General features: G+C 73.2%; 15 protein-coding genes. 6 read left to right on the top strand and 9 right to left on the bottom strand.

What is annotated here, in order from left to right; translation table 11 throughout:
- The first annotated feature begins 198 nt into the window (after positions 1–198).
- Genes KV205_RS11945 through KV205_RS11935 form a run of 3 tightly spaced genes read left to right on the top strand, consistent with a single transcriptional unit; the run spans position 199 to position 4,259 of the window.
- Positions 199–3,321 (top strand): AAA family ATPase, encoded by a 3,123-nt coding sequence (locus KV205_RS11945; RefSeq protein WP_265864156.1) that lies wholly within the window; start codon positions 199–201, stop codon positions 3,319–3,321.
- Between the two features lie 50 nt (positions 3,322–3,371).
- Complete coding sequence (locus KV205_RS11940) at positions 3,372–3,872, top strand: hypothetical protein (RefSeq protein ID WP_265864155.1); 501 nt, start codon at positions 3,372–3,374, stop codon at positions 3,870–3,872.
- Between the two features lie 18 nt (positions 3,873–3,890).
- Positions 3,891–4,259 carry an RNA-binding S4 domain-containing protein gene (locus KV205_RS11935; RefSeq protein ID WP_265864154.1) on the top strand — a complete coding sequence of 123 codons (369 nt, stop codon included), beginning with the start codon at positions 3,891–3,893 and terminating at the stop codon, positions 4,257–4,259.
- Between the two features lie 69 nt (positions 4,260–4,328).
- Here KV205_RS11935 and KV205_RS11930 read toward each other — a convergent pair whose 3' ends face one another.
- From KV205_RS11930 to KV205_RS11920, 3 genes are all read right to left on the bottom strand, one after another.
- Positions 4,329–6,548 carry a germacradienol/geosmin synthase gene (locus KV205_RS11930; protein WP_265864153.1) on the bottom strand — a complete coding sequence of 740 codons (2,220 nt, stop codon included), beginning with the start codon at positions 6,546–6,548 and terminating at the stop codon, positions 4,329–4,331.
- Positions 6,549–6,718: 170 nt separating this feature from the next.
- Entirely contained in the window at positions 6,719–8,662 is a 1,944-nt protein-coding gene (locus tag KV205_RS11925; RefSeq protein ID WP_265864151.1) for an N-acetylmuramoyl-L-alanine amidase, read from the bottom strand.
- A gap of 307 nt (positions 8,663–8,969) precedes the next feature.
- On the bottom strand, positions 8,970–10,100 hold the full coding sequence (locus KV205_RS11920) for an aminoglycoside phosphotransferase family protein (RefSeq protein ID WP_265864150.1): 1,131 nt from the start codon (positions 10,098–10,100) through the stop codon (positions 8,970–8,972).
- Positions 10,101–10,337: 237 nt separating this feature from the next.
- Here KV205_RS11920 and KV205_RS11915 point away from each other — a divergent pair, with 237 nt between their 5' ends.
- Positions 10,338–11,828, top strand: coding sequence for a hypothetical protein (locus tag KV205_RS11915; RefSeq protein WP_265864149.1), 1,491 nt, complete (start codon positions 10,338–10,340; stop codon positions 11,826–11,828).
- Between the two features lie 101 nt (positions 11,829–11,929).
- Here KV205_RS11915 and KV205_RS11910 read toward each other — a convergent pair whose 3' ends face one another.
- On the bottom strand, positions 11,930–13,393 hold the full coding sequence (locus tag KV205_RS11910; protein WP_265864147.1) for a PP2C family protein-serine/threonine phosphatase: 1,464 nt from the start codon (positions 13,391–13,393) through the stop codon (positions 11,930–11,932).
- 217 nt (positions 13,394–13,610) lie between these two features.
- On the opposite strand from KV205_RS11910, the gene KV205_RS11905 reads away from it, so the two are divergent.
- Both KV205_RS11905 and KV205_RS11900 read left to right on the top strand, forming a co-directional pair.
- Positions 13,611–14,903: a hypothetical protein gene (locus KV205_RS11905; protein ID WP_265864146.1), complete on the top strand. Its 1,293-nt coding sequence runs from the start codon at positions 13,611–13,613 to the stop codon at positions 14,901–14,903.
- A 63-nt stretch (positions 14,904–14,966) separates the two neighbouring features.
- Positions 14,967–15,488 (top strand): GNAT family N-acetyltransferase, encoded by a 522-nt coding sequence (locus tag KV205_RS11900; protein WP_265864145.1) that lies wholly within the window; start codon positions 14,967–14,969, stop codon positions 15,486–15,488.
- A 33-nt stretch (positions 15,489–15,521) separates the two neighbouring features.
- Here the strand turns inward: KV205_RS11900 and KV205_RS11895 are convergent, their stop codons facing one another.
- The 5 genes from KV205_RS11895 to KV205_RS11875 form a co-directional block, all read right to left on the bottom strand.
- On the bottom strand, positions 15,522–16,109 hold the full coding sequence (locus KV205_RS11895) for a YdeI family protein (protein ID WP_265864144.1): 588 nt from the start codon (positions 16,107–16,109) through the stop codon (positions 15,522–15,524).
- Positions 16,110–16,177: 68 nt separating this feature from the next.
- Positions 16,178–17,455, bottom strand: coding sequence for an ATP-binding protein (locus KV205_RS11890; RefSeq protein WP_265864143.1), 1,278 nt, complete (start codon positions 17,453–17,455; stop codon positions 16,178–16,180).
- Positions 17,456–17,644: 189 nt separating this feature from the next.
- Positions 17,645–17,998, bottom strand: a complete 354-nt coding sequence (locus KV205_RS11885; RefSeq protein ID WP_265864142.1) for a DUF805 domain-containing protein — start codon at positions 17,996–17,998, stop codon at positions 17,645–17,647.
- 207 nt (positions 17,999–18,205) lie between these two features.
- Positions 18,206–18,565, bottom strand: a complete 360-nt coding sequence (locus KV205_RS11880) for an SPW repeat protein (RefSeq protein ID WP_265864141.1) — start codon at positions 18,563–18,565, stop codon at positions 18,206–18,208.
- 293 nt (positions 18,566–18,858) lie between these two features.
- Positions 18,859–19,242, bottom strand: coding sequence for a VOC family protein (locus tag KV205_RS11875; protein ID WP_265864140.1), 384 nt, complete (start codon positions 19,240–19,242; stop codon positions 18,859–18,861).
- Positions 19,243–19,471 lie beyond the last annotated feature (229 nt).

The following is a 19,471-nucleotide window of genomic DNA, read 5'->3' as shown; positions in this document are numbered from 1 at the left end:
CGTGCGCGCCGCGCCCGTGAGCTGCGCGAACCCGGCGGAGGGCGGAGGCCGTTGGTCCCGTACGGTCCGGAATCGCGCATCCGCCACAATCCGGCCCCCTCGGGGCGCATCCCCGCGTACGCTGGGCCTTTGATGGGGCCACCGCCCCGGACGCATCCCCTGTGCGCCGGGCGTGCGCCCCCGGCGTGGGGGTGGACGATGGCAGCACACACCGGCGGCCGAGCCGGTCGGGGCTTCGGCCTCTTCGAGCGCGAGGCCGAACTCGCGGCGGCGGAAGAGGCGTTGAACCTGCTCGTCGGGTACGGCACCGACGGCGTGGCCCCGGGACCGGCGGGACCCGGCGGCTTCCTCGGCGGGCCCGAGGCCGGCGGCGCGGCCCGCCCCGGCGAGCGCCCCGACCGCGTCCCCAGGCCCCGGCACGCCCTCACCCCGCCGACCCTCCGCCTGGTCAAGGGCTCGACCGGCCCCGACACCGGCACGTCCGACGCCGTCGCGACCCCCGACCAGGGTCCCGGCTTCGGCCCCGGTCCCGCGGGCCGCACCGTCCGCCGCGGCGGCGTCCTCGCCTACGCCGCGCCCGCCGGCCTCGGCAAGACCACCCTGCTCGCCGAGATCCGCCGCCGTGCCGCGGCCAAGGGCTGCACCGTGCTGTCCGCCCGCGGCGGCGACCAGGAACAGCGGGTCGCCTTCCACGTCGCCCGCCAGCTCCTCCAGCCCCAGCTGGCCGCCGCCTCCCGCACCGAACTGAGGGAACGCCTCGGCAGCTGGTACGACATCGTCGGCCCCGCCCTGGGTCTGTGCACCGCCGCCGAGGGTTCCCCGCCCGACCCGCAGGGCCTGCGCGACGGACTCGACTGGGTGCTCACCCACCTGGCCGTGCGCCGCGCCCCGCTCGTCGTCTTCCTCGACGACGCCCACTGGGCCGACCCCGAATCCCTCGGCTGGCTCTCCGCCTTCTCGCCGCGCGCCGAGGAGCTCCCCATGCTCCTCGTCGTCGCCTACCGGCCCGACGAACTCCCGGACACCGGCGAGGAGTTCACCGGCCGCCGGTCCGGGCAGCGCCCGCTCGGCCTGGAACCCCTCACCTCCGGCGCCATCGCCCGGCTTGTCCGCGACCGGGTCGGCACCCACGCCGACGACGCCGTCTGCCAGGAATGCTGGGAGGTCACCTCCGGCAACCCCTTCGAGGCCGTCGAACTCGCCGCCCGCATCCGCGACCGCGGCCTGGAGCCCGTCGCCGACCGGGCCCACGCCCTGCGCGACCTCGCCGCCGCCGTCAAGGGCAGCGGACTGATCGCCCAGATCGAACGCCTCGGCACCGCCACCGTCCGCCTCGCCTGGGCCTGCGGCGTCCTCGGCACCGAGATCTCCCCGCAGCTGGCCGGGGCCGTCGCCGGGCTCGGCGGCGAGGACGTCGCCCGCAGCGCCACCCTGCTGCGCCAGGCCCGCGTGCTCGCCGAACCCGTCGACCCGGAGTCCGACACCCTCGAATTCGTCCACCCGCTCATCGCCTCCGCCGTCTACGACGCCATCCCGGCGGCCACCCGCGTCGCCCTCCACGGCCAGGCCGCGTGGTGCGTCGTCGACGCCGGACTCGGCCCCACCGCCGCGGCCCGCCACCTCGTCGAGACCCACCCCGAGGGCGACCCGTGGGTGGTCCAGCACCTGCGCGCCGCAGCCCAGGAGACCCTGCGGGCCGGCGCGCCCGACACCGCCCGCCGCTATCTCGTCCGCGCCCTGCGCGAACCCCCGGACTACGACGAGCGCGCGGCCGTGCTCTTCGAGCTCGGCTGCGCCTCGCTGCTCACCGAACCCGCCACCACCGTCAACCATCTGCGCGCCGCCCTGGAGGAGCCGGTCGCCGACCCCGCCCTGCGGCACGGCATCGTCTACCGCCTCGCCCAGGTCCTCGCCCACAGCGACCGCCTCGTCGAGGCCTCCGAACTGCTCGAACGCGAGACCCGCCAGCCGACCACCGACGCCCGCAGCAAGCTGCGCATGCAGGCCGAGAAGTTCCTGTGGGACGCCCTGCGCGCCGACGAACCCGAGTCGCCCGCCCGCTCCCGGCGCCTCGCCACCCTCGCCGACCGGCTCAGCGGCCGCGACCTCACCGAGCGGTACATCATCGGCCTGCGCGCCTGGGACGCCACCCTGCGCGCCGAACCCGCCACCGTCGCCCTCCGCCACGCCGAACGCGCCCTCGAAGGCGGCCTCACCTGGGCCGACGAGAGCCGCAACTTCGAGGTCCCGGTCCTCGTCGCCCTGCTCCACCTCTACGCCGACCGGCCCGGCCGCGCCGAGGAGCTCTTCGCCGCCGGCACCGCCGAGTTCGAGAAGCAGGGCTGGCGCGGCGCCCACCTCGCCTTCGCGTACACCCTCATCGGCTACATCCGCTTCCGGCGCGGCCGGCTCATGGAGGCGGAGGACTTCGCCCGCGCAGGACTCCGCCTCGCCGAGCGCGTCGGCCCCCGCACCCCCGCCCTCTGGTACGCCACCGGCGTCATGATCGAGATCCTGCTGGCCCGCGGCCGTACGGACGAGGCCGAGCGGGTCGCCCGCGAACACGACTTCGGCGACCCCTTCCCCAACGCCGTCACCATCCCCGACTGCGAGACCGTCCACGCCGAGCTGCTGCTCGCCATTGGCCGGACCGAGGAGGCCCTCGGCGCGCTCTCCGCCGTCGGCCAGCGGCTCGACCCGCGCGGCAAGCGCAACCCCTCGTGCTGCCCCTGGCAGCTCCACCTCGCCCTCGCCCAGGCCCCGACCTCCCCGGCCAGGGCCCTCGCGACGGCCCAGGAGGCCGTCGCCCGGGCCCGCCAGTACGGCGCGCCCTCCGCGATCGGCCAGGCGCTCCGGGTGACCGCCGAGGTCTCCGAGGGCGAGGAGCGGATCAAGCTCCTGGAGGAGTCCGTCGACTGGCTCGACCAGTCCCCGGCCGCGTACGAGCTGGCCCGCTCCCTGGTCGCCCTCGGGGCCGCACTGCGCCGCACCGAGCGCCACGCCGAAGCCGCCGAGCACCTCTACCGGGGCCTGGAGACCGCCCAGACCTGCGGCGCCGACGGACTCGTCGAGGAGGCCCGCACCGAGCTAGCGGCCGCCGGGCTGCGGCCCCGGGCGCTGCGCACCACCGCCACCGACGCGCTCACCGCCCGTGAGCGGGCCGCGGCCGAGGCCACCCTCGCCGGGAAGGACCCGGCCGCCGCCGTCGGCGTCGACCGCACCACCGCCACCCGTCTGCTGTCCGCCGTCTACCGCAAGCTCGGCACCGACCGGGCCGGTCTGGACAGCGCGCTGCGCGCCAAGCAGGTCACCGGTCCGTGACCCCGGCCCCGGCGCGCCGCGACGCGCGCCGGGGCACGTACCATGGCGGTATGTCCTTCCTCCGCCGCCGCAGCGCCGCCACACCCGCGGGCCCGGACTTCGACGTCCTGGCCATGGACCCCGGGGACTGGCCCGGCAATCTCGGCGCCGGTCTGCTCCCGGCCCCCGACGGCAGCTGCCAGGGCGTGTTCCTGCGCTACGACCTGTTCGGCGGCCGCGGCCCCGCGATGATCATCGGCAATCTGCCGGAAGGCTCCCCGGCCCGCGAGCTCGCCGACGGCCAGGTCCCCTTCGAGGTGGCCCAGCTGCTCGCCGCCCTGGAGAACGACGAGCCGGTCGAGGTGCTCGACCGCGAGGACGTGCCGGTGATGCAGGGCGACAACCTGCTGATCGTGCGCCGCCTCAAGCTCTCCGAGAGCCGCATCTCCTGTGTGCAGTTCGACCGCAGCGACAACGTCCTGGTCACCATCGCCAGTTGGGACCGGCCCATCACCGACGACCTGTACGCGCTGCTCAAGCCGCTGCCCGCCGAACTTTTCCAGCAGGGCTGACCGGGAAGGCGGGGGCCGATGAGCGCGGTGCGCGTCGACAGCTGGATCTGGGCCGTGCGGCTCACCAAGACCCGTTCCCAGGCCGCCGCGGCCTGCCGCGCCGGCCACGTCAAGGTCAACGGCGAGCGCGCCAAGCCCGCCCAGGCCGTCAAGCCCGGCGACGAGGTCCGGGTCTTCCACGGCGGCCGGCAGCGGATCGTCGAGGTGAAGCAGCTGCTCACCAAGCGGGTCGGCCCGCCGGCCGCCGCCGAGGCCTTCGTGGACAACAGCCCGCCCCCGCCGCCCCGTGAACAGGTCGCCGTGGCGGCCGTCCGCGACCGGGGCGCCGGCCGCCCCACCAAGCGCGACCGCCGCGACCTGGACCGGCTGCGCGGACTCCAGCCCTGACCCCTGCCGACCCTTGCGGGCCGAACGTGCGGGCCGCCCCCGGAGCTTCCGGAGGCGGTCCGCCGCGTTTCAGCAGGCCGGCGCCCCGACCGATGACCCGAACAAGGTCGCGATCCGCGCCGACGCGGTGCCGAGCCCCTGCGGGCCGCGCCGCGCCGGCGTCGTACCGGCGCCGGAGCGCACGTCATCGGCCCCGTACCGCCGTACGCTGCGATGCCAGTGGAGGATGGCCGCGAGCCAGTCCTCCAGCTCCCGCAGATACGCCTCGAAGGCCGCCCGGCCGGTCGCGTCGAGCCCGAAGTCGGCGTACAGGAGCGGCACTTCGTGCTTCTTCAAGTGCTCGTACTGGCTCAGCCGGCCGCGCATCAGATCGTCCACCATGCGCATCGCGGTCGGGTAGTCGCAGCCGAAGAAGGTCTGCGCGACGAGCACCAGGTTGTGCAGCTCGCCCTCGACCTCGATCTCCTTCTGGTACGAGAACAGATCGTTGATCAGCGCCCCGTAGTCCATGACGGAACCCTCCAGGGCCCGCACCGTGCCGCTGTCGAAGAGCTCCGGCGGCAGCGTCTCGGCCCGCCGCAGCCGGGCGAGCAGCATGGTCAGTTCGGAGCCGAAGGTGTGGCGGCGCATCTCGATGTAGTCGACCGGGTCCGGCACCCGGTGCTGGGCCACGTTGAGCAGCTCCCACATCCAGCTGTCCAGCATCGTCTCCACGGACCTGCGCAGCCGCGCCCGGGCCGCCTCGTCCATCGGCGCGGTCGTGCGCGCCCAGAGGTCGGCGAGCGAACGCTCCAGCGGATGGTCCGCAGAGAACGCCGTCACCGGACGGGCGTGCGAGAGAACGGACTTGAGGCGGTCGGTCTGCTGCTTCGCGCCCGGCAGATTGCGCGGCCGGCCGAACACGATCGGGTAGTAGTCGTCCGCGTAGGTGCCCCAGAGCAGCCACCCGGTCGCGAGGTCCAGCTCCTCCTCGGTGGCGTCCGGGTCGATCCCTGCCGCGCACAGGGCCAGATCGAAGCCGTCAAGCATCCGCCGGTCCCAGATGTCGTCGAGCAGCCCCATCCGATCCGCCCACTCCTCCGAGCGGCGCTTGGCCCCGGCGTGGTGCGGGTTGAGGGTCAGCGGGTACGGCAGGTCGAACTCGGGGAGCAGGGAGGGCCCCACCTTCTGGTGCGGCACATGAGCCAGCGTGCGCGCCCGGTTCCGGGCCGGCCGGCCGAGCAGATTCCTGATGTCGAGCGCGGAGGTGCCGAGTCCGGCGGTGCCGAGTCCGGCCGGCTGTGAACTCCCGCTCACCAGCCCCTCGTTCATATAGCGGCTGGATCGCATGTGCCACTCGTGCCCGCCGGACTGCCAGTCCTGCAGTCCCTTGGTGTACGCGGCGATCGCCGCCGCCTCGGCCGGCCCGAGACCCTGCTCGACGCACAGCGCGGGCATCTCGACGAGCGCCGTGTTCTCGAACTGCTGCAGCCGCGAGGTCAGCAGGTCGTTGACGGCGTCGGCCGCCTCCTGCGTCGTACAGCCGAGGAACTTCTCCAGGACCAGGACGCCGTTGCTGTTCTCGCCCTCGTCCTCGACCTCACGCTGGTACGAGAAGAGGTCGTTGCGCAGATGCACCGCGTCCGAGAAGGAGTCCCGCAGCACCCGCAACGGCCGTGCGCCCGCCACCTGTTCGGGCACCTCGGCGCCCGCCGCGTACTCGACGAGCCCCGCCGACCAGGGCGCGCCGCCCACCTTGCGGCGCATCTCGACGTACTCGACCGGATTGGCGATCCGGCCCTCGGTGATGTTGTCGAGCTCCCACAGCGACTCGTACAGGAGCGCCTCGGTGGCCTCGGCGAACCGCACCCGCCAGGCCTCCGACATCGACGGCACCGTGCGCCGCCACAGGTCGGCGAGCCCCGCCTCCACCGGATTGGCCGGCTCGGGCATGCCGGCCGCCGGATCGGCCGGCATGAACAGCGGCAGCCGGTCCAGGTAGGCCTTGCCGGCCGGCCGGTTCGGGGTGCGCTTGAACACCTCGAGGAAGTGGTCGTCGAAGAAGAACACCCACGTGTACCAGTCGGTCACCAGGGACAGCGCCTCCGCGTCGCAGTCCGGGTGCGTGTACGAGCAGAGCAGCGCGTAGTCGTGCGCCTGGAGGTCCGCCTCCTCCCAGATGCCGGAACCCTCCAGCATCCCCATCTCCCGCGCCCACGCGCAGGTGTGCGCACGGGCCGTCTCCAGATGGGGATTGAGCCGCGCCGGATACGGAACATAGAAGTCCGGCAGAACGAAGGGCTGAGCCATGCCAGGGAGGCCTTTCGGTGAGCGTCGGGCAGTCGTCCGGCCGAGCCCTACCCCTCGGTCACCGGCCCCACGCGAACACCGGAACAGTCATATGAACGCCATGAGGTGCCGGCCGGACCACGCCCCACTACGCGGTCCGCCGGCACCCGTCTCTTTTCGGCCCGGTTCCCTCAGCCCTGCGAAACCCGCACGTCAGCGGCCTTCACAAAGGCGACCCGATGGCCGAATTGGATCTCGTAGTACTCCTCCCGGCCGCGCACCACCGCATGACCCGTCGTGTCGAACGTCGGAGCGAACAGGTACTCGCCCGGGGTACGGCCCCCGACCACGTACCGCTGCCCCGCGAGCAGCGCGTACGGCAGCGGCGACACCGCCTGCACCGGAACCCCCGCCGGATAGGCCGAGGCCTCCGGATACGCCCGCCCGTACACCGGCACCGACGCCACCCCCTCCTTCGGCGTCAGGACGAGCCCCCGCGTGTTCACCGCCGTCGGCTCCTCCTTCGGATTGTGGAACCACGCCTTCTGCCCGAGGTACCAGACCGCCGTCCAGTCGCCCCGTCGCTCCGCCACCGCGAAGCTCTGGCCGGTCGACGCCCGCGCCCCGGTGTCGTTCACCCCGGTCGTCGAGGCCTGCCCGCCCGGCCGCAGCCCGATGTCCTTCACCAGCGGCGCGTCGGCGCTCGGCGCGGTGTGCAGGCGCACCGCCCCGCTCCCGTGCGGCGCGCACGCCTCCCCGGCCGTCACACACCCCGTGTACACCGGCCGGTTCGCGGTGTAGTCCGGACGGATGGTCACCACCCCGGAGTCCGGCCCCGCGCTCGGCGTGACCGGCCGGCCGAGCAGCTGGAAGTAGTGCGCCCAGTCCCAGTACGGGCCCGGATCCGTGTGCATCCCCTTGATGCTCGACGTCACCGTCCCCGGCACGTTGTCGTGGCCCAGGATGTGCTGCCGGTCCAGCGGAATGCCGAACCGCTTCGCCAGATAGCGCACCAGCCGCGCCGAGGACCGGTACATCGCCTCCGTGTACCAGGAGTCCGGCGACGTCAGGAAACCCTCGTGCTCCAGACCCACCGACTTGGCGTTCACGAACCAGTTGCCCGCGTGCCAGCCCACGTCCTTCAGCGCCAGATGCTGCGCCACGTGCCCGTCCGAGGACCGCAGCGAGTACTGCCACGACACATACGTCGGGTCCTGCACCAGCTTCAGGGTGGTGTCCCAGTCCGCCTCGGTGTCGTGGATGACGATGTAGTCGACCGACTGCGACACCGGCCGGTCCGCCTTGTCGTGGTTGCCGTAGTCCCCGTCGCCGAACTCCTCGTACGGCGCCGGCACCCATTCGCAGGCCACCGTCTCCGGACACTCCACCGGACCCCTCGCGGCGTCCCGGAGCCCCAGCGCGGCCAGCTGCCCGGTGGCCGGGACCACCGCCGGATCGGCCGCCAGGGTCACCCGCTGCCCCGCGTCCGTGGTGCGCGACTCGCCGCCGCGGATCACGTCGAAGACGTCGTTCGCGTACGCCGCCGCCGTCGCCGAGTCCTCCGCGCCCGAGAAGCGCGCCACCGCCCCGTACCAGTCCGCCGGATCCGCGCTCGCCGGCAGCCCCGCCGCCCGCTGCGCCTCCGCGAGCAGGGCCGCGCCGCCGTCGATGTTCGCCGCGGTGTCCGTCCGCAGCCGCTCCGCCGGACGCCCGGACAGCTCCGCCGCCCGGTCGAGCGTCCGCAGCCGGGCCGGCGGCTCACCGGACCAGGCGGGGGAGCCGGACTCGACTCCGGCTCCGGTCCGGGGCGCCCGCGCGTCGTCACCGCGCGCGTCCTCCGTACCGTCGGCGTGGTGCGGCGCCGACGTCAGGGCCGTCGCCGCGTCCGTCAGATGCATCGGACCGTAGCCGCCGGTCACGCTCGGCGCGCCGCCGTGCGCGTCCCAGCGCGACTGCAGATACGACACGGCGAGCAGCACGCTCTGCGGTACGTGATGCCGCTCGGCCGCCACCGCGAACTGCCGCTGCAGCGAGCCGGGTTCGGGCTCGTCGGCGGTGGCCGACGGCACCTGGGCGAGCAGCGGCAGCAGCAGGACGGCGGGCGCGGCACGTCTGAGGGACGCGGAACGGAGCAAGGCAGCCTCCAGCGACAGGGGGGAAGGGGGGCGTGCGGAACCGAACCCGTACAGGGGTAGCGGCTTCCGGACGTCCCGTCAATCACCTGTTCACATCGGCGATTTCCCACGTCAGAGCGGCTGCGCGAGCCGGAGGGCGGAGTTTCGCGCGGGCGGCCCGCCCGCCTGCGACGCGTCACTGGTGTGGACCATTGGGGGCGCCGTGGCCGCCCTCCGGCGCTTCGCCGGAAAAGTCGAAGCGCCGCGCCCCGGTGTGTCGGCACCGGGCGCGCGGCGCGCCACCCCCGTACTGTGTCGGACCGCTTCGCTACCGCGTCCCGACCGCCGCGCGCACGGCCCGCCGTGCCATGGCGCAGTCGTCGTGCAGCCGCCGCAGCAGCAGCCGCTGTTCCTCACCGGGCGAGACCGTCCCGGCCGGCACCGGCACCGAACCCGCGGGCGGCGCCTCCTTGATCGTGCGCTGCACCGCCGTCTCGTACGTCCGGATCTCCCGGGTCAGCACGATCATCAGGTTCACCAGGAACGCGTCCCGAGCCGCCGGACCAGCCTGCTGGGCGAGCTGGCTGATCTGCCGCCGCGCCAGGGGAGCGTCCCCGAGCACCGCCCACAGCGTCGCCAGGTCGTACCCCGGCAGGTACCAGCCCGCGTGCTCCCAGTCCACGAGCACCGGACCCGTCGGGGACAGCAGGATGTTCGAGAGCAGCGCGTCACCGTGACAGAACTGACCCATGCCCTGCCGCCCGCCCGCGTGTGCGAGCCCGTGCAGCAGCTTCTGCAGGTCGTCCCGGTCCCGGTCGGTGAACAGACCGAGCTCGTGGTACCGCGCCACCCGCGCCCCGTAGTCGAGGGGCGCGTCGAACGTCCCGGCCGGCGGCCGCCAGGCGTTGAGCCGGGCGACCGCGCCGAGCACGGCCCGCACGTCCGCCCGCGGCGGCGCCTCCACGGGGTGGCGGGTCAGCGCCGCCGCCCGTCCGGGCATCCGCTCGATCACCAGGGTGCAGTTCTCCGGGTCCGCTGCGATCAGCCGGGGCGCCCGCACAGGCGGACGATGCCGGACGAACGAACGGTAAGAAGCTATTTCGTGCCGGAACCGCTCGACCCACGCGGGGGAGTGGTCCAGTAAACACTTCGCGACCGCGGTCGTCCGCCCGGTCGTTCCGATGATCAGGACCGAACGGCTGCTGCGCCGCAGCACCTGCACCGGGTTGAACTCCGGGCAGATCCGGTGGACGGACGCGATGGCCATGCGCAGTTGGGCGCCCTGGGGACCGGACAGGTCGATCCTCCCGCTGGGCGGCTGGACGGTGCTGCCCGCCCAGCGCCTCGGCCGCACCGCGCCCTGGACGGGCGCGGGGGCGAGATACGGTCCGGTGCCGGCCTGGAGGGTGCGGTGGAGCGGCCGGGGCGGGGCGGACACGGAGGACGATGCTGTGTACATGGAGGAGACAGATCCCTTCGTGTGCCGACGAGTTGCGTGCGTCGCCCCGCCCGCCCGAACGGTCCGCACCCTGGGGAAAATGTGGGCCGGTCGACGGGGCGGGGTGGCGCGTTCCTACCTGACACCCCCCTGCGGGTGGCGGAACATCGAGCGCACCCTGGCGAACCATGGCGAATTGTCGCCAGGCCTATGCCAGGGGGCTACTGTCAACTCAGCCGAGAACCTGGGGGCTTAGACGTGACAGGGAAGACCAACACCCGCCTGGCAGACCTCTTCGGCCTGGCCGGCTGGTCCAAGGGCGAACTCGCGAGACTCGTCAACAAGCAGGCGGCGGCCATGGGCCACCCCCAGCTGTCGACCGACACCTCGCGGGTCCGGCGCTGGATCGACATGGGGGAGACCCCGCGTGATCCCGTGCCCCGGGTGCTGGCCGCACTGTTCACCGAGCGACTCGGCCGTGTCGTGACCATCGAGGACCTCGGGTTCGTACGACACGGGCGCGCCGGCAGGCGGCGAGACGTCAGGAACACCGACAACCCTGACGGGCTGCCCTGGGCGCCCGAGCGTACGGCAGCGGTCCTCACCGAATTCACGGGAATGGACCTCATGCTCAACCGACGCGGCCTGGTGGGCGCGGGCGCCGCGCTTGTCGCCGGCTCCGCACTCACCAACGCCATGCACGACTGGCTCCACACCGACCCCGCACGAGCCGGCGCCGCCCCCCGCGCCGTCGATCCCCTCCACGCCGACCCCGCTGGGTACGACCGTTACGAGGCCGCCCCCATCGGGTCGGAGGAGATCGAGGCCCTGGAGCGCTCCGTGGAGGTGTTCCGCGCCTGGGACGCCTCCCGCGGCGGCGGCCTCCAGCGCAAGGCGGTCGTGGGCCAGCTGAACGAGGTGGGCGGCATGCTCGCCTACCACCACCCCGACCACCTGCATCGCAGGCTGTGGGGCGTCGCCGCCAACCTGGCGGTGCTCGCCGGCTGGATGTCGCACGACGTCGGCCTCGAACCCACCGCACAGAAGTACTTCGTCATCGCCGCGCACGCGGCCCGCGAGGGCGGCGACCGGCCGCGCGCCGGCGAGGCGCTCTCCCGCGCCGCCCGGCAGATGGTGCACCTCGGCAGACCCGACGAGGCGCTGGACCTGATGAAGCTCGCCAAGTCCGGTTCCGGCGAACGTCTGTTGCCGCGCACCAAGGCCATGTTCCACACCATCGAGGCCTGGGCACAGGCGTCGATGGGCCGGGGCCAGGCCATGCGCCGCACGCTCGGCGAGGCCGAGGACCTGTTCGTGTCCGACAAGGGCGAGGACAAGCCCAGTTGGATGCAGAACTTCGACGAGGCCGACCTCCACGGCATGCAGGCGCTCGCCTACCGCACCTTCGCCGAGCACGACCCGGCGGCCGCGGCGACGGCCCAGCGGCACGCCAAACTCGCCCTGGATCTGCGCCGGAACGGGCACGACCGCTCGAAGCTGTTCGACCACATCTCGCTGGCCTCGGCCTGCTTCATCGCCGACGACCCCGAGCAGGCGGACCGTTACGCGCGCCTGGCGCTCGTCTCCATGGGCGACACCTCCTCACACCGCACCTGGGACCGGCTCCGCGAGATGTACCGGCTCACCGGCCAGTACGCGGGCTACACCAAGATCGACCACTTGCGGGAGGAGATCGAGACGGCCCTGCCGAAGGCGCCGGTCAACCGCCCGAGAAGCGGAGAGGCGTGAGGATCGGGAAGGGCGGGCGGGTGGCCCGCGGGGCACATGCGGAAGGAGCGGGCCGGGCCCGCTCCTGATTCCGGAAGGTCAGTGCTGTCGGCGGACCCGGGTCACCGCCCGACCCGCACCACCATCACGCAGGCGTCGTCCTCGCGCGGCCCCTCGCCGAACTCCTCGAGGACGGCCCGGACGCCGTCCTGCGCGTCCCGTGCCGCGGCCAGCCGCTCGGCGAGCCCGAGCAGCCGCTCCGTACCGGCGAAGTCGTCCGGCCTGCCCGCCGTACGGGTCAGCCCGTCGGTGTGCAGGAGCAGCAGGTCGCCGGGGCACAGCCGGGTCTCGGCCTCCTCGTACACCGCGCTCGTCGTGGCTCCGAGGAGCACCCCCTCGGGCCGGCCCAGGGCCCGCCCCGTCCCGTCGCGGAACAGCAGCGGGGCGGGGTGGCCGGCCTGGGACCAGGTGAGGAGCTGGGCGGCGGGGTCGTAGCGGCAGCACATCGCGCTGCCCAGGGCGGGCTGGACGGAGGTCTCCAGGAGCTGGTTGAGGTGCCCCATGAGGGCACCCGGCCGGATTCCGGCCACCGCCATGCCACGCAGCGCGCCCAGCAGCATCGCCATGGAGGAGGTCGCGGCGACCCCGTGACCGGTCAGGTCGCCGACCGTGAGCAGCGCGTCCCCGTCGGGGAGCGCGAGGGCGTCGTACCAGTCGCCGCCGATGAGGCCCGGTGTGGCGGCCGGCAGGTAGTGCCCGGCGACGTCGAGCGGCGCGGGCCCGTCGTGGGCGAAGCGGAGCGAGCCGCGCCAGGGCGGCAGCACGGCCTCCTGGAGCTCGACCGCCACCCGGCGCTCGGTGTGCTCGATGTGCTGGTGCCGCTGGAAGCTGTCACGGGTCTCGCGGACCGCGCGCTCGCTGCGGCGCAGCTCGCTGACGTCCCGTAAGACCGCCCACATGGAGGCGGTGCAGCCGTCGGCGTCGAGGACCGGCTCGCCGGTCATGTGGACGGTGCGGACCCGGCCGTCGGTGCGGACGATGCGGAACTCGCCGTCGATCGGCTTCCCGTCGATCAGACAGTCCGTCACCATCGCCTGGAGCACCGGCTGGTCCTCGGCGAACACCATCGAGGGCAGTTCGTCCAGGGACATCGGCCCGTTCTCCTGCGGGCGCCCGAAGATCTGGAACAGCTCGTCGGACCAGTGCACGTCATCGGTGAGCAGATCCCACTCGGCGCTGCCGACCCGGGAGAGCAGCGAGCCGGTGACGCGCTGACCGGGCACGGTCTCGAGGGCGGCCTCGGCGTAGGCGGCGGCCGTGTCGGAGGGTGCGGGTCCGGGACCGGGGCCGGGCAGACCGGCCTTCAACTGGCCCAAGTGGGCGCCGAGATCGTCGAGTTGATGCACCGCCAGCTCGCACAGGGCGCGCTGCCAGCGATGGTGCGGGTCGTCCTCGTCCGCCGCCACGGAGTCCCGGCGCACCGCGTCCACCTCGCCGCGCAGCCGGCGCGTCTGCGAGATCAGCGCGTCCACCGCGCCCGGCTCGGGCGGTTGGGCGGGACGGTCCGCGAAGAGGGGGGACGGCATGTCGTACTCCGATGCAGGCGACGTGGCGCGGCCAAGTCTGGGAAGTGAAGCCCGGGTACGACTTTGGCACAGCCCGGGACACCTCGTAAGTGATTTGGCAACACTCGATACGGTGGTGCTTATGGCATATGCCTAAGGCCCACAGGAGGACCAGTCGACATTCGGCCAAGGCAGCACGGGTTACGGTGCTGCTGTGGTGAACGACGAGGTGAACGCAATGGGTACGGCCGTGCTGCTGGCCGCGGCACCGGCCGGCCGGGGACGGGCCATCGACGCGGCGTCCGTGCTGCCCGCGCTCGCGGCGGTGCCCGCGGCGGTGCTGGCCGGGGCGCACATGGCGACGGTCGTCGAACTGGCGGACCCCCTCGACCCGCAGACCGTCCTCACCCGCCTCCGCTCCGCCGCCGCCACGCCCGGGCCGCTCGCCCTCTACCTCGCCGGCCAGGTCCAACTCGACCGCCGCCAGCGCCTCCCGCACCTGGCGCTCGCCCGCAGCACCCCGACGACCCTGCGCTACACCGGCCTCCCCTGGCACTGGCTGGCCACCGAACTCGCCCCGCGCCGCCCCGGCACGACCCATGTCGTCGCCGACCTGTCGATCGACCCCGAGCTCTGGCACCGCCTCACGACGGACCCCACCGCCCTCGGCCTCGGCCCCGCGACCCCCCTCTACGCCCGCCTCACCCCGTTCCCCCGCCGCGGCCCCCTCACCACCCCCGACTACCTCCGCCACTTCGCCAGCCGCTGGCGTGCGGGCGCGGTGCTGCCGCTGCCCGCACTGCACGCGGAGGCCGCTGCCGCCGCGGCCACGACCGCGCCGCAGCTGGAGTCGATCCTGCTGGCGCCACCGGCGCCGGTCTCGTCGGCCCCGGCCCCGGCCCCGGTGCCGGTGCCGGTGCCGGGGCCGGGGCCGGTCCCAGCGCCCGTCCCGGTGCCCGTCCGGGCGCCGGCCCTCGTGGAGTCGCCCCCGACACGGCGGCTGGTGCGTCCGGGCGGGGACCCACCCTCGTCCGCTGCCGAGGTCCCGCAGACGAGGGACGCGTCGACCGCCGAGCCGGTCGCCCCGGTCCCGGATCAGCCCGCTTCCCCCTCCGGCGCGCCGGAGGACCCGCATCCGGCCATCCTGGCCGCCGCCATGGCCGGCCGGCACGGCGAGGCGGCCGCCGTGGCCGCGGCCTGGGAGAGCGACGCCCTGCGGCGCTACGGGCCCCGCTCCGGCGAGGCCCTCCACTGGGTGGAGGTGCGGGCGGACCTGGCACGCCTTGCGGGCGAGCCGGCCCGCAGCTGCGAGCTGTGGATCGCGGCGGCCCAGGCCCGGCTCGGGCTCCGGCAGGGCCCCGACGAACCCGACGTCGAGGGCGCCGTGGACCGCGCCCACCACCAATGGGAGCAGATCGCGGACCCGGCCAGGGCCCGCGCCCTCGGCCCCGCCCTGGTGGAACTCCGCCGCACCGTCCCCGGCCGCCGGGCCGGCGCCCTCGCCGCGCTCCAGCGGCGCCTGGGCGGCTGACCGCCCCGCACCGCCCCGCACCGCCCCGGGGTCGTACGCCCGGAGGCCTGTCATCATCGGGACATGGCCCCCGACCCCAGCGACCCCACCGACCGCGCGTCCACGCCCGCACCCCTCGTCACCGAGCGGCTCGTGCTGCGTCCCGTACGCACCCGCGACCTGTCCGCCGTGACCCGGCTGTGGACCGATCCGGAGGTACGGCGGCACCTGGGCGGACCGGTGGTCGAGTCCGTGATCCGCATCCGGCGGCAGCGGATCGTCGGCGCCCCCGGCTTCCACGCCGTCGAGCGGGCCGCCGACGGCATCGTCCTGGGCCTGGTCACGGTGGAGCGGGCGGGGCGGAACGGGGAGACGGAGGTCTCGTACCAGTTCCTGCCCGAGCACTGGGGCCAGGGGTACGCCCGCGAGGCCGTCGCCGCCGCGGTCGAACGCGCGCTCGGCGAGGCGCCCAGCGTCGTCGCCGTCACCCAGGAGGCCAACGGGCGCTCCCGCCGCCTCCTGGAGGCCGTCGGCATGACCCACGCCGAGTCCTTCGTGGAATGGGACGCCCACCAGGTCCTCTACCGGCGCCGACGGCTCCCTTGATCCCTGGGGGCCTGGGCCTGGGGCCTGGGCCGGTCAGCCGGCCGTGAGCCGTGCCACCGCCCGCTCGATCCGGGTCGCCCGGGTCTTCGCCGTCCGGGCCTGCCACAGGCTGAGGATGATCAGATAACGATCGGTCTTCCCCAGCGCCTCGAACGCCGCCGCGGCGCGCGGCTCCGCCGCCAGCGCACCCGCCAGGTCGTCCGGCACGGTCGCGTCCTTCTGGGAGGGGTACGCGGCTTCCCAGCGTCCGTCCGCCCGCGCCGCCCGCACCTCCGCGAGCCCCGGCTCCCGCATCCGCCCGGCGGCGAGCAGCACCTCGACCTGCCGTACGTTGACCTGCGACCACAGGCTGCGCGGGCGGCGCGGCGTGATCTTCTGCAGATAGGCCTCCGCGTCGCGCGCCTTCCGCTTGCCGGTGATCCAGCCGTATGCGAGCGTGGCGTCCAGGATCTCGTCGGAGGTGGGGGAGGCGAGGCCGGAACCGCTCCGTCCGAGCAGCAGCCACACGCCGCCCGGCGTGTCGCCGTGGTGTGCCGCGAGCCAGCTCTCCAGCTCCGCGCCGTCGGCGAAGCGGACGACCGGAAGCCCCTCCGCCGACTCCGCTTCCTCGTTCGTTCCCATGGAACGTTTCTCCCCCGTAGTCGTGCTGGTGGTCGCACCCACGATAGGCGCGGCCGGCCGGCCTCGGTTCAGAAACGGGCGTGCGTCGTGATGTCGGACTCGAACTGCTCGACCAGCTCCGGCGTCACGGTCGGCCGGCACTGCCCGATCGCGTCCAGGTAGTCCGCTGTCGTCGCACCTGGAGCGGCCGGAGCGGCCGGTGCGACGAGGTCCCGCTCGAAGGAGCTCTGCGCGGCGATCCGCGCCGCGTGCTCGATGTCGGCGGGCGTGAACAGCTCGCTCGCCGCGACCAGCGCGTCCACGTCGACCTCCGGCCGCGCGTCCGTGTAGCGGGACCAGATCGCCGCGCGGGCCGCCTTGTCCGGCGTACCGATCGGGATGAGGTAGTCGAAACGGCCCGGGCGCAGGAAGGCCGGGTCGAGGGAGCGGATGGAGTTGGTGGCGCAGACGAGCAGCCGTTCGTCGCGCTCCCGGAACCCGGGGATGAGCTTGAGGAGTTCGTTCGTCACCCCGTGCATGCCGCCGGGCTGCACGGGTTCGGTGCGTACGGGCGCGATCTCCTCGACCTCGTCGATGAACACCAGCACCCGCTCCAACTCGCCGATCCGGGCGAAAGCGGCGCGCAGCGCGGCGGCCAGGTTGCCCTCGTCGGCGAGCCGGGACGGCAGGATCTCCACGAACGGCCAGCCGAGACGGGAGGCGATGGCCCGGGCGAACGTGGTCTTGCCGGTGCCGGGCGGCCCGAACAGACCGATCGCGCGCGGCGGGCGCACCCCGTGCCGGGCGGCCCGCTCGGGCTCGGCCAGCGGCAGCACGACACGCCGTTCGATCAGGTCCTTCTCCCGCTCCATGCCGGCCACCTTCGCCCACAGGTCGGCGGGCAGCAGCCGGCCGCCGAGGTCGTCCAGGAGATTCGCCGCCGGTCCGTGCAGCGGCTCGACCTTCTCGAAGTACGCGACGGCCGGCTGCCGCGTGTACCCGGCGTTCAGCAGCCCCTCGCCCAGGAGTTCCTCCTCGGGCAGCACGTACGCGATCCGCCCGACCCGCGCGGCCACCAGGCGCCGTTCCAGCTCCACCAGGAGCGCGCTGGCCAGGCCGCGGCCGCGCCAGGCCGAGGAGATCGCCACCCGCATCACCCAGGCGCGTTCGCCGGCCACGCAGGCGAGCGCCGCGCCGATCGGCGCGCCCTGGTGGACGGCGACGACGGCCGGCTGCCGGGAGGTCAGCGCGCCGATGCACTCGGCGAGCGAGAAGACCGACTCCTGGCCGAGTTCGGCCGTGGTGTCGATGAGATGGACGACGGCGGCGAGATCGCTCTCGCGGTAGTCGTGGATCAGCCAGTTCACGGTGGTACCGCCCCTCGTTGGTGCCTGCGTGCCGAGGCTAGGAGGGGTGGCGGCGGCCGGTCCTGCGCCATCCTGCACAAGCGGAGCGGGACGGATGCGCCGGTCTGGCTCTGTACGGCTCCGGCCATGCGAAAAGCCCCTGGAAGGCGTTCCTTCCAGGGGCTTCGACGTGCCGGGACGTTCCTACTCTCAGTAGGCGGGCGCCAGCTTCGGGTTCGGGCCGTGCGCGTTGTGCTGCTGCTCGCCCTCGGTGGCCCAGAAGACGATGAGGATGATGAAGCCGACCAGCGGGATCAGGCTGATGAGCAGCCACCAGCCGCTGCGGCCCGTGTCGTGCAGGCGGCGCACCGCGACCGCAAGGTACGGGATGAGCACGGCGAGCACGTAGATCGGGCTGATGAGCGTAATGCCCAGCACCGAGTCGAGGATCGAAGCGACCGCGGAGAAGATGAAGTTGAAGAGGAAGAACATCCAGAATGCCTGGCGGCGGGCGCGGCCGCTGAAGGTCGCGTACTTCTTGAACGCGTCGAGGTACCAGTTCACTTTGTCCCCCCAAGGACTGGGTGTGTGAGCGGGAGAGCCTGTCCCTGTGGAGCAAGCTTTACGCGAAACTTATGTGGCCGAAACCACGTGGGTCAATTCGTTACCTGGCGGTGGCCGTTCACAGACACAGTCGCGACGAACGTGAACGGCGCCGCCACCTCTGTCGAGGGGCGACGCCGTTCTCTCGGGTCGGGATCGGGTCGGTCGTCACGTCCTTCTCTTGCTCATCAGCAGACCGCCGGCGACCAGGGCGAAGAGACAGACACAGGCGCCGGTGATGACGTTGCTGAGGATCGCGCCGGTCCCCGCGTCACGGGCGACCACCCATGGCGAGACGATCAGCCACGCACCGAGCAGGAGGACCACGAAGTTGAGGTCCTGGGACCGCTCCGGAGCCATCGACATGCACAGGCCCAGGCCGGCGAGGGCGATGCCGACGATCAGGTTGCTGATGGCGAGCTCCGGCTTCGCGGCGGAGAAGTGGACCGTCCACGCGGAGACCGCGGCGTAGATACCGGCGAGGATCACCAGTTCCTCGACCGCCGCCACACCTCGGGTCTGGAGCACGCGCGTGTAACGTTCGCGCATTTCTCCGGCGTCGGGGTGTCCCCTGATATCACCAGGACGGTGAGAGACGTCGGCCATACGACTCGCCTCCTTCTGGCGTTCTGCACGTCTGACCGCGCTTGGCGGCATGATGCCGCGGTTTCATTGTGCTCTTATCTGGCCTTTATGTGTAGATGTGCCCGATAAGGGAAGCGCACAGAAAACCGCCTCCGAAAATGGCTGGAATCTCCAATTCCGCCCTGTTGTTCAACAAAAGTTCAAGGAAAGGGCGGAGAAACCGCGGGCAGGCGCGCTCAGGGGCGGGCGTACGGCCGGGTCATGATCTCCATGTTGTGGCCGTCCGGATCCGCGAAGTAGGCGCCCCGGCCGCCGAAGAGACGGTTGATCTGCCCGGGCTCGGTGTGATGGGGATCGGCGTAGTAGGTGACGCCCATCCGCTCCAGGCGCCCGATCATCGTCTCGAACTCCTCGTCGGGGACGAGGAACGCGTAGTGGCTGGGCACGATGGGCGTGTCACCGGCGTCGTAGTAGTCGAGGGTGACGCGGTTGCCGGTGTCCACCGGCACGAACGGCCCGAAGGGCGCTCCGACCTCCAGGCCGAGCACCTCGGCGAGGAAGCCGGCGGAGGCCCGCTTGTCACGGGCGTAGACGACGGTGTGGTTGAGTTCGACGGCCACAGGGGGTCCTTTCGCAGAGTGCGCGCTGATGTCCTCCTTCTGTCCCGTGCTCCCCACGCACAGCGGTGCGTGGCACAGGACGAACGGACGACCGCGGCGGACCCCGCGCCCACCGGCCCGGGGCGCTCACGCCACGGCCGGGCGCCTCTCTCGATCACGGCCCACGGCCGACCCGGCAGTCATGTGATCAACGTATCCCCGTCCGCGGCCTTGCGGCAACGCCGTTCTC

Source organism: Streptomyces sp. SKN60, from assembly GCF_026236535.1.
GTDB lineage: Bacteria > Actinomycetota > Actinomycetes > Streptomycetales > Streptomycetaceae > Streptomyces.
The sequence above is the reverse complement of the archived record's forward strand: the minus strand, read 5'-3'. Positions and strand labels throughout refer to the sequence as shown.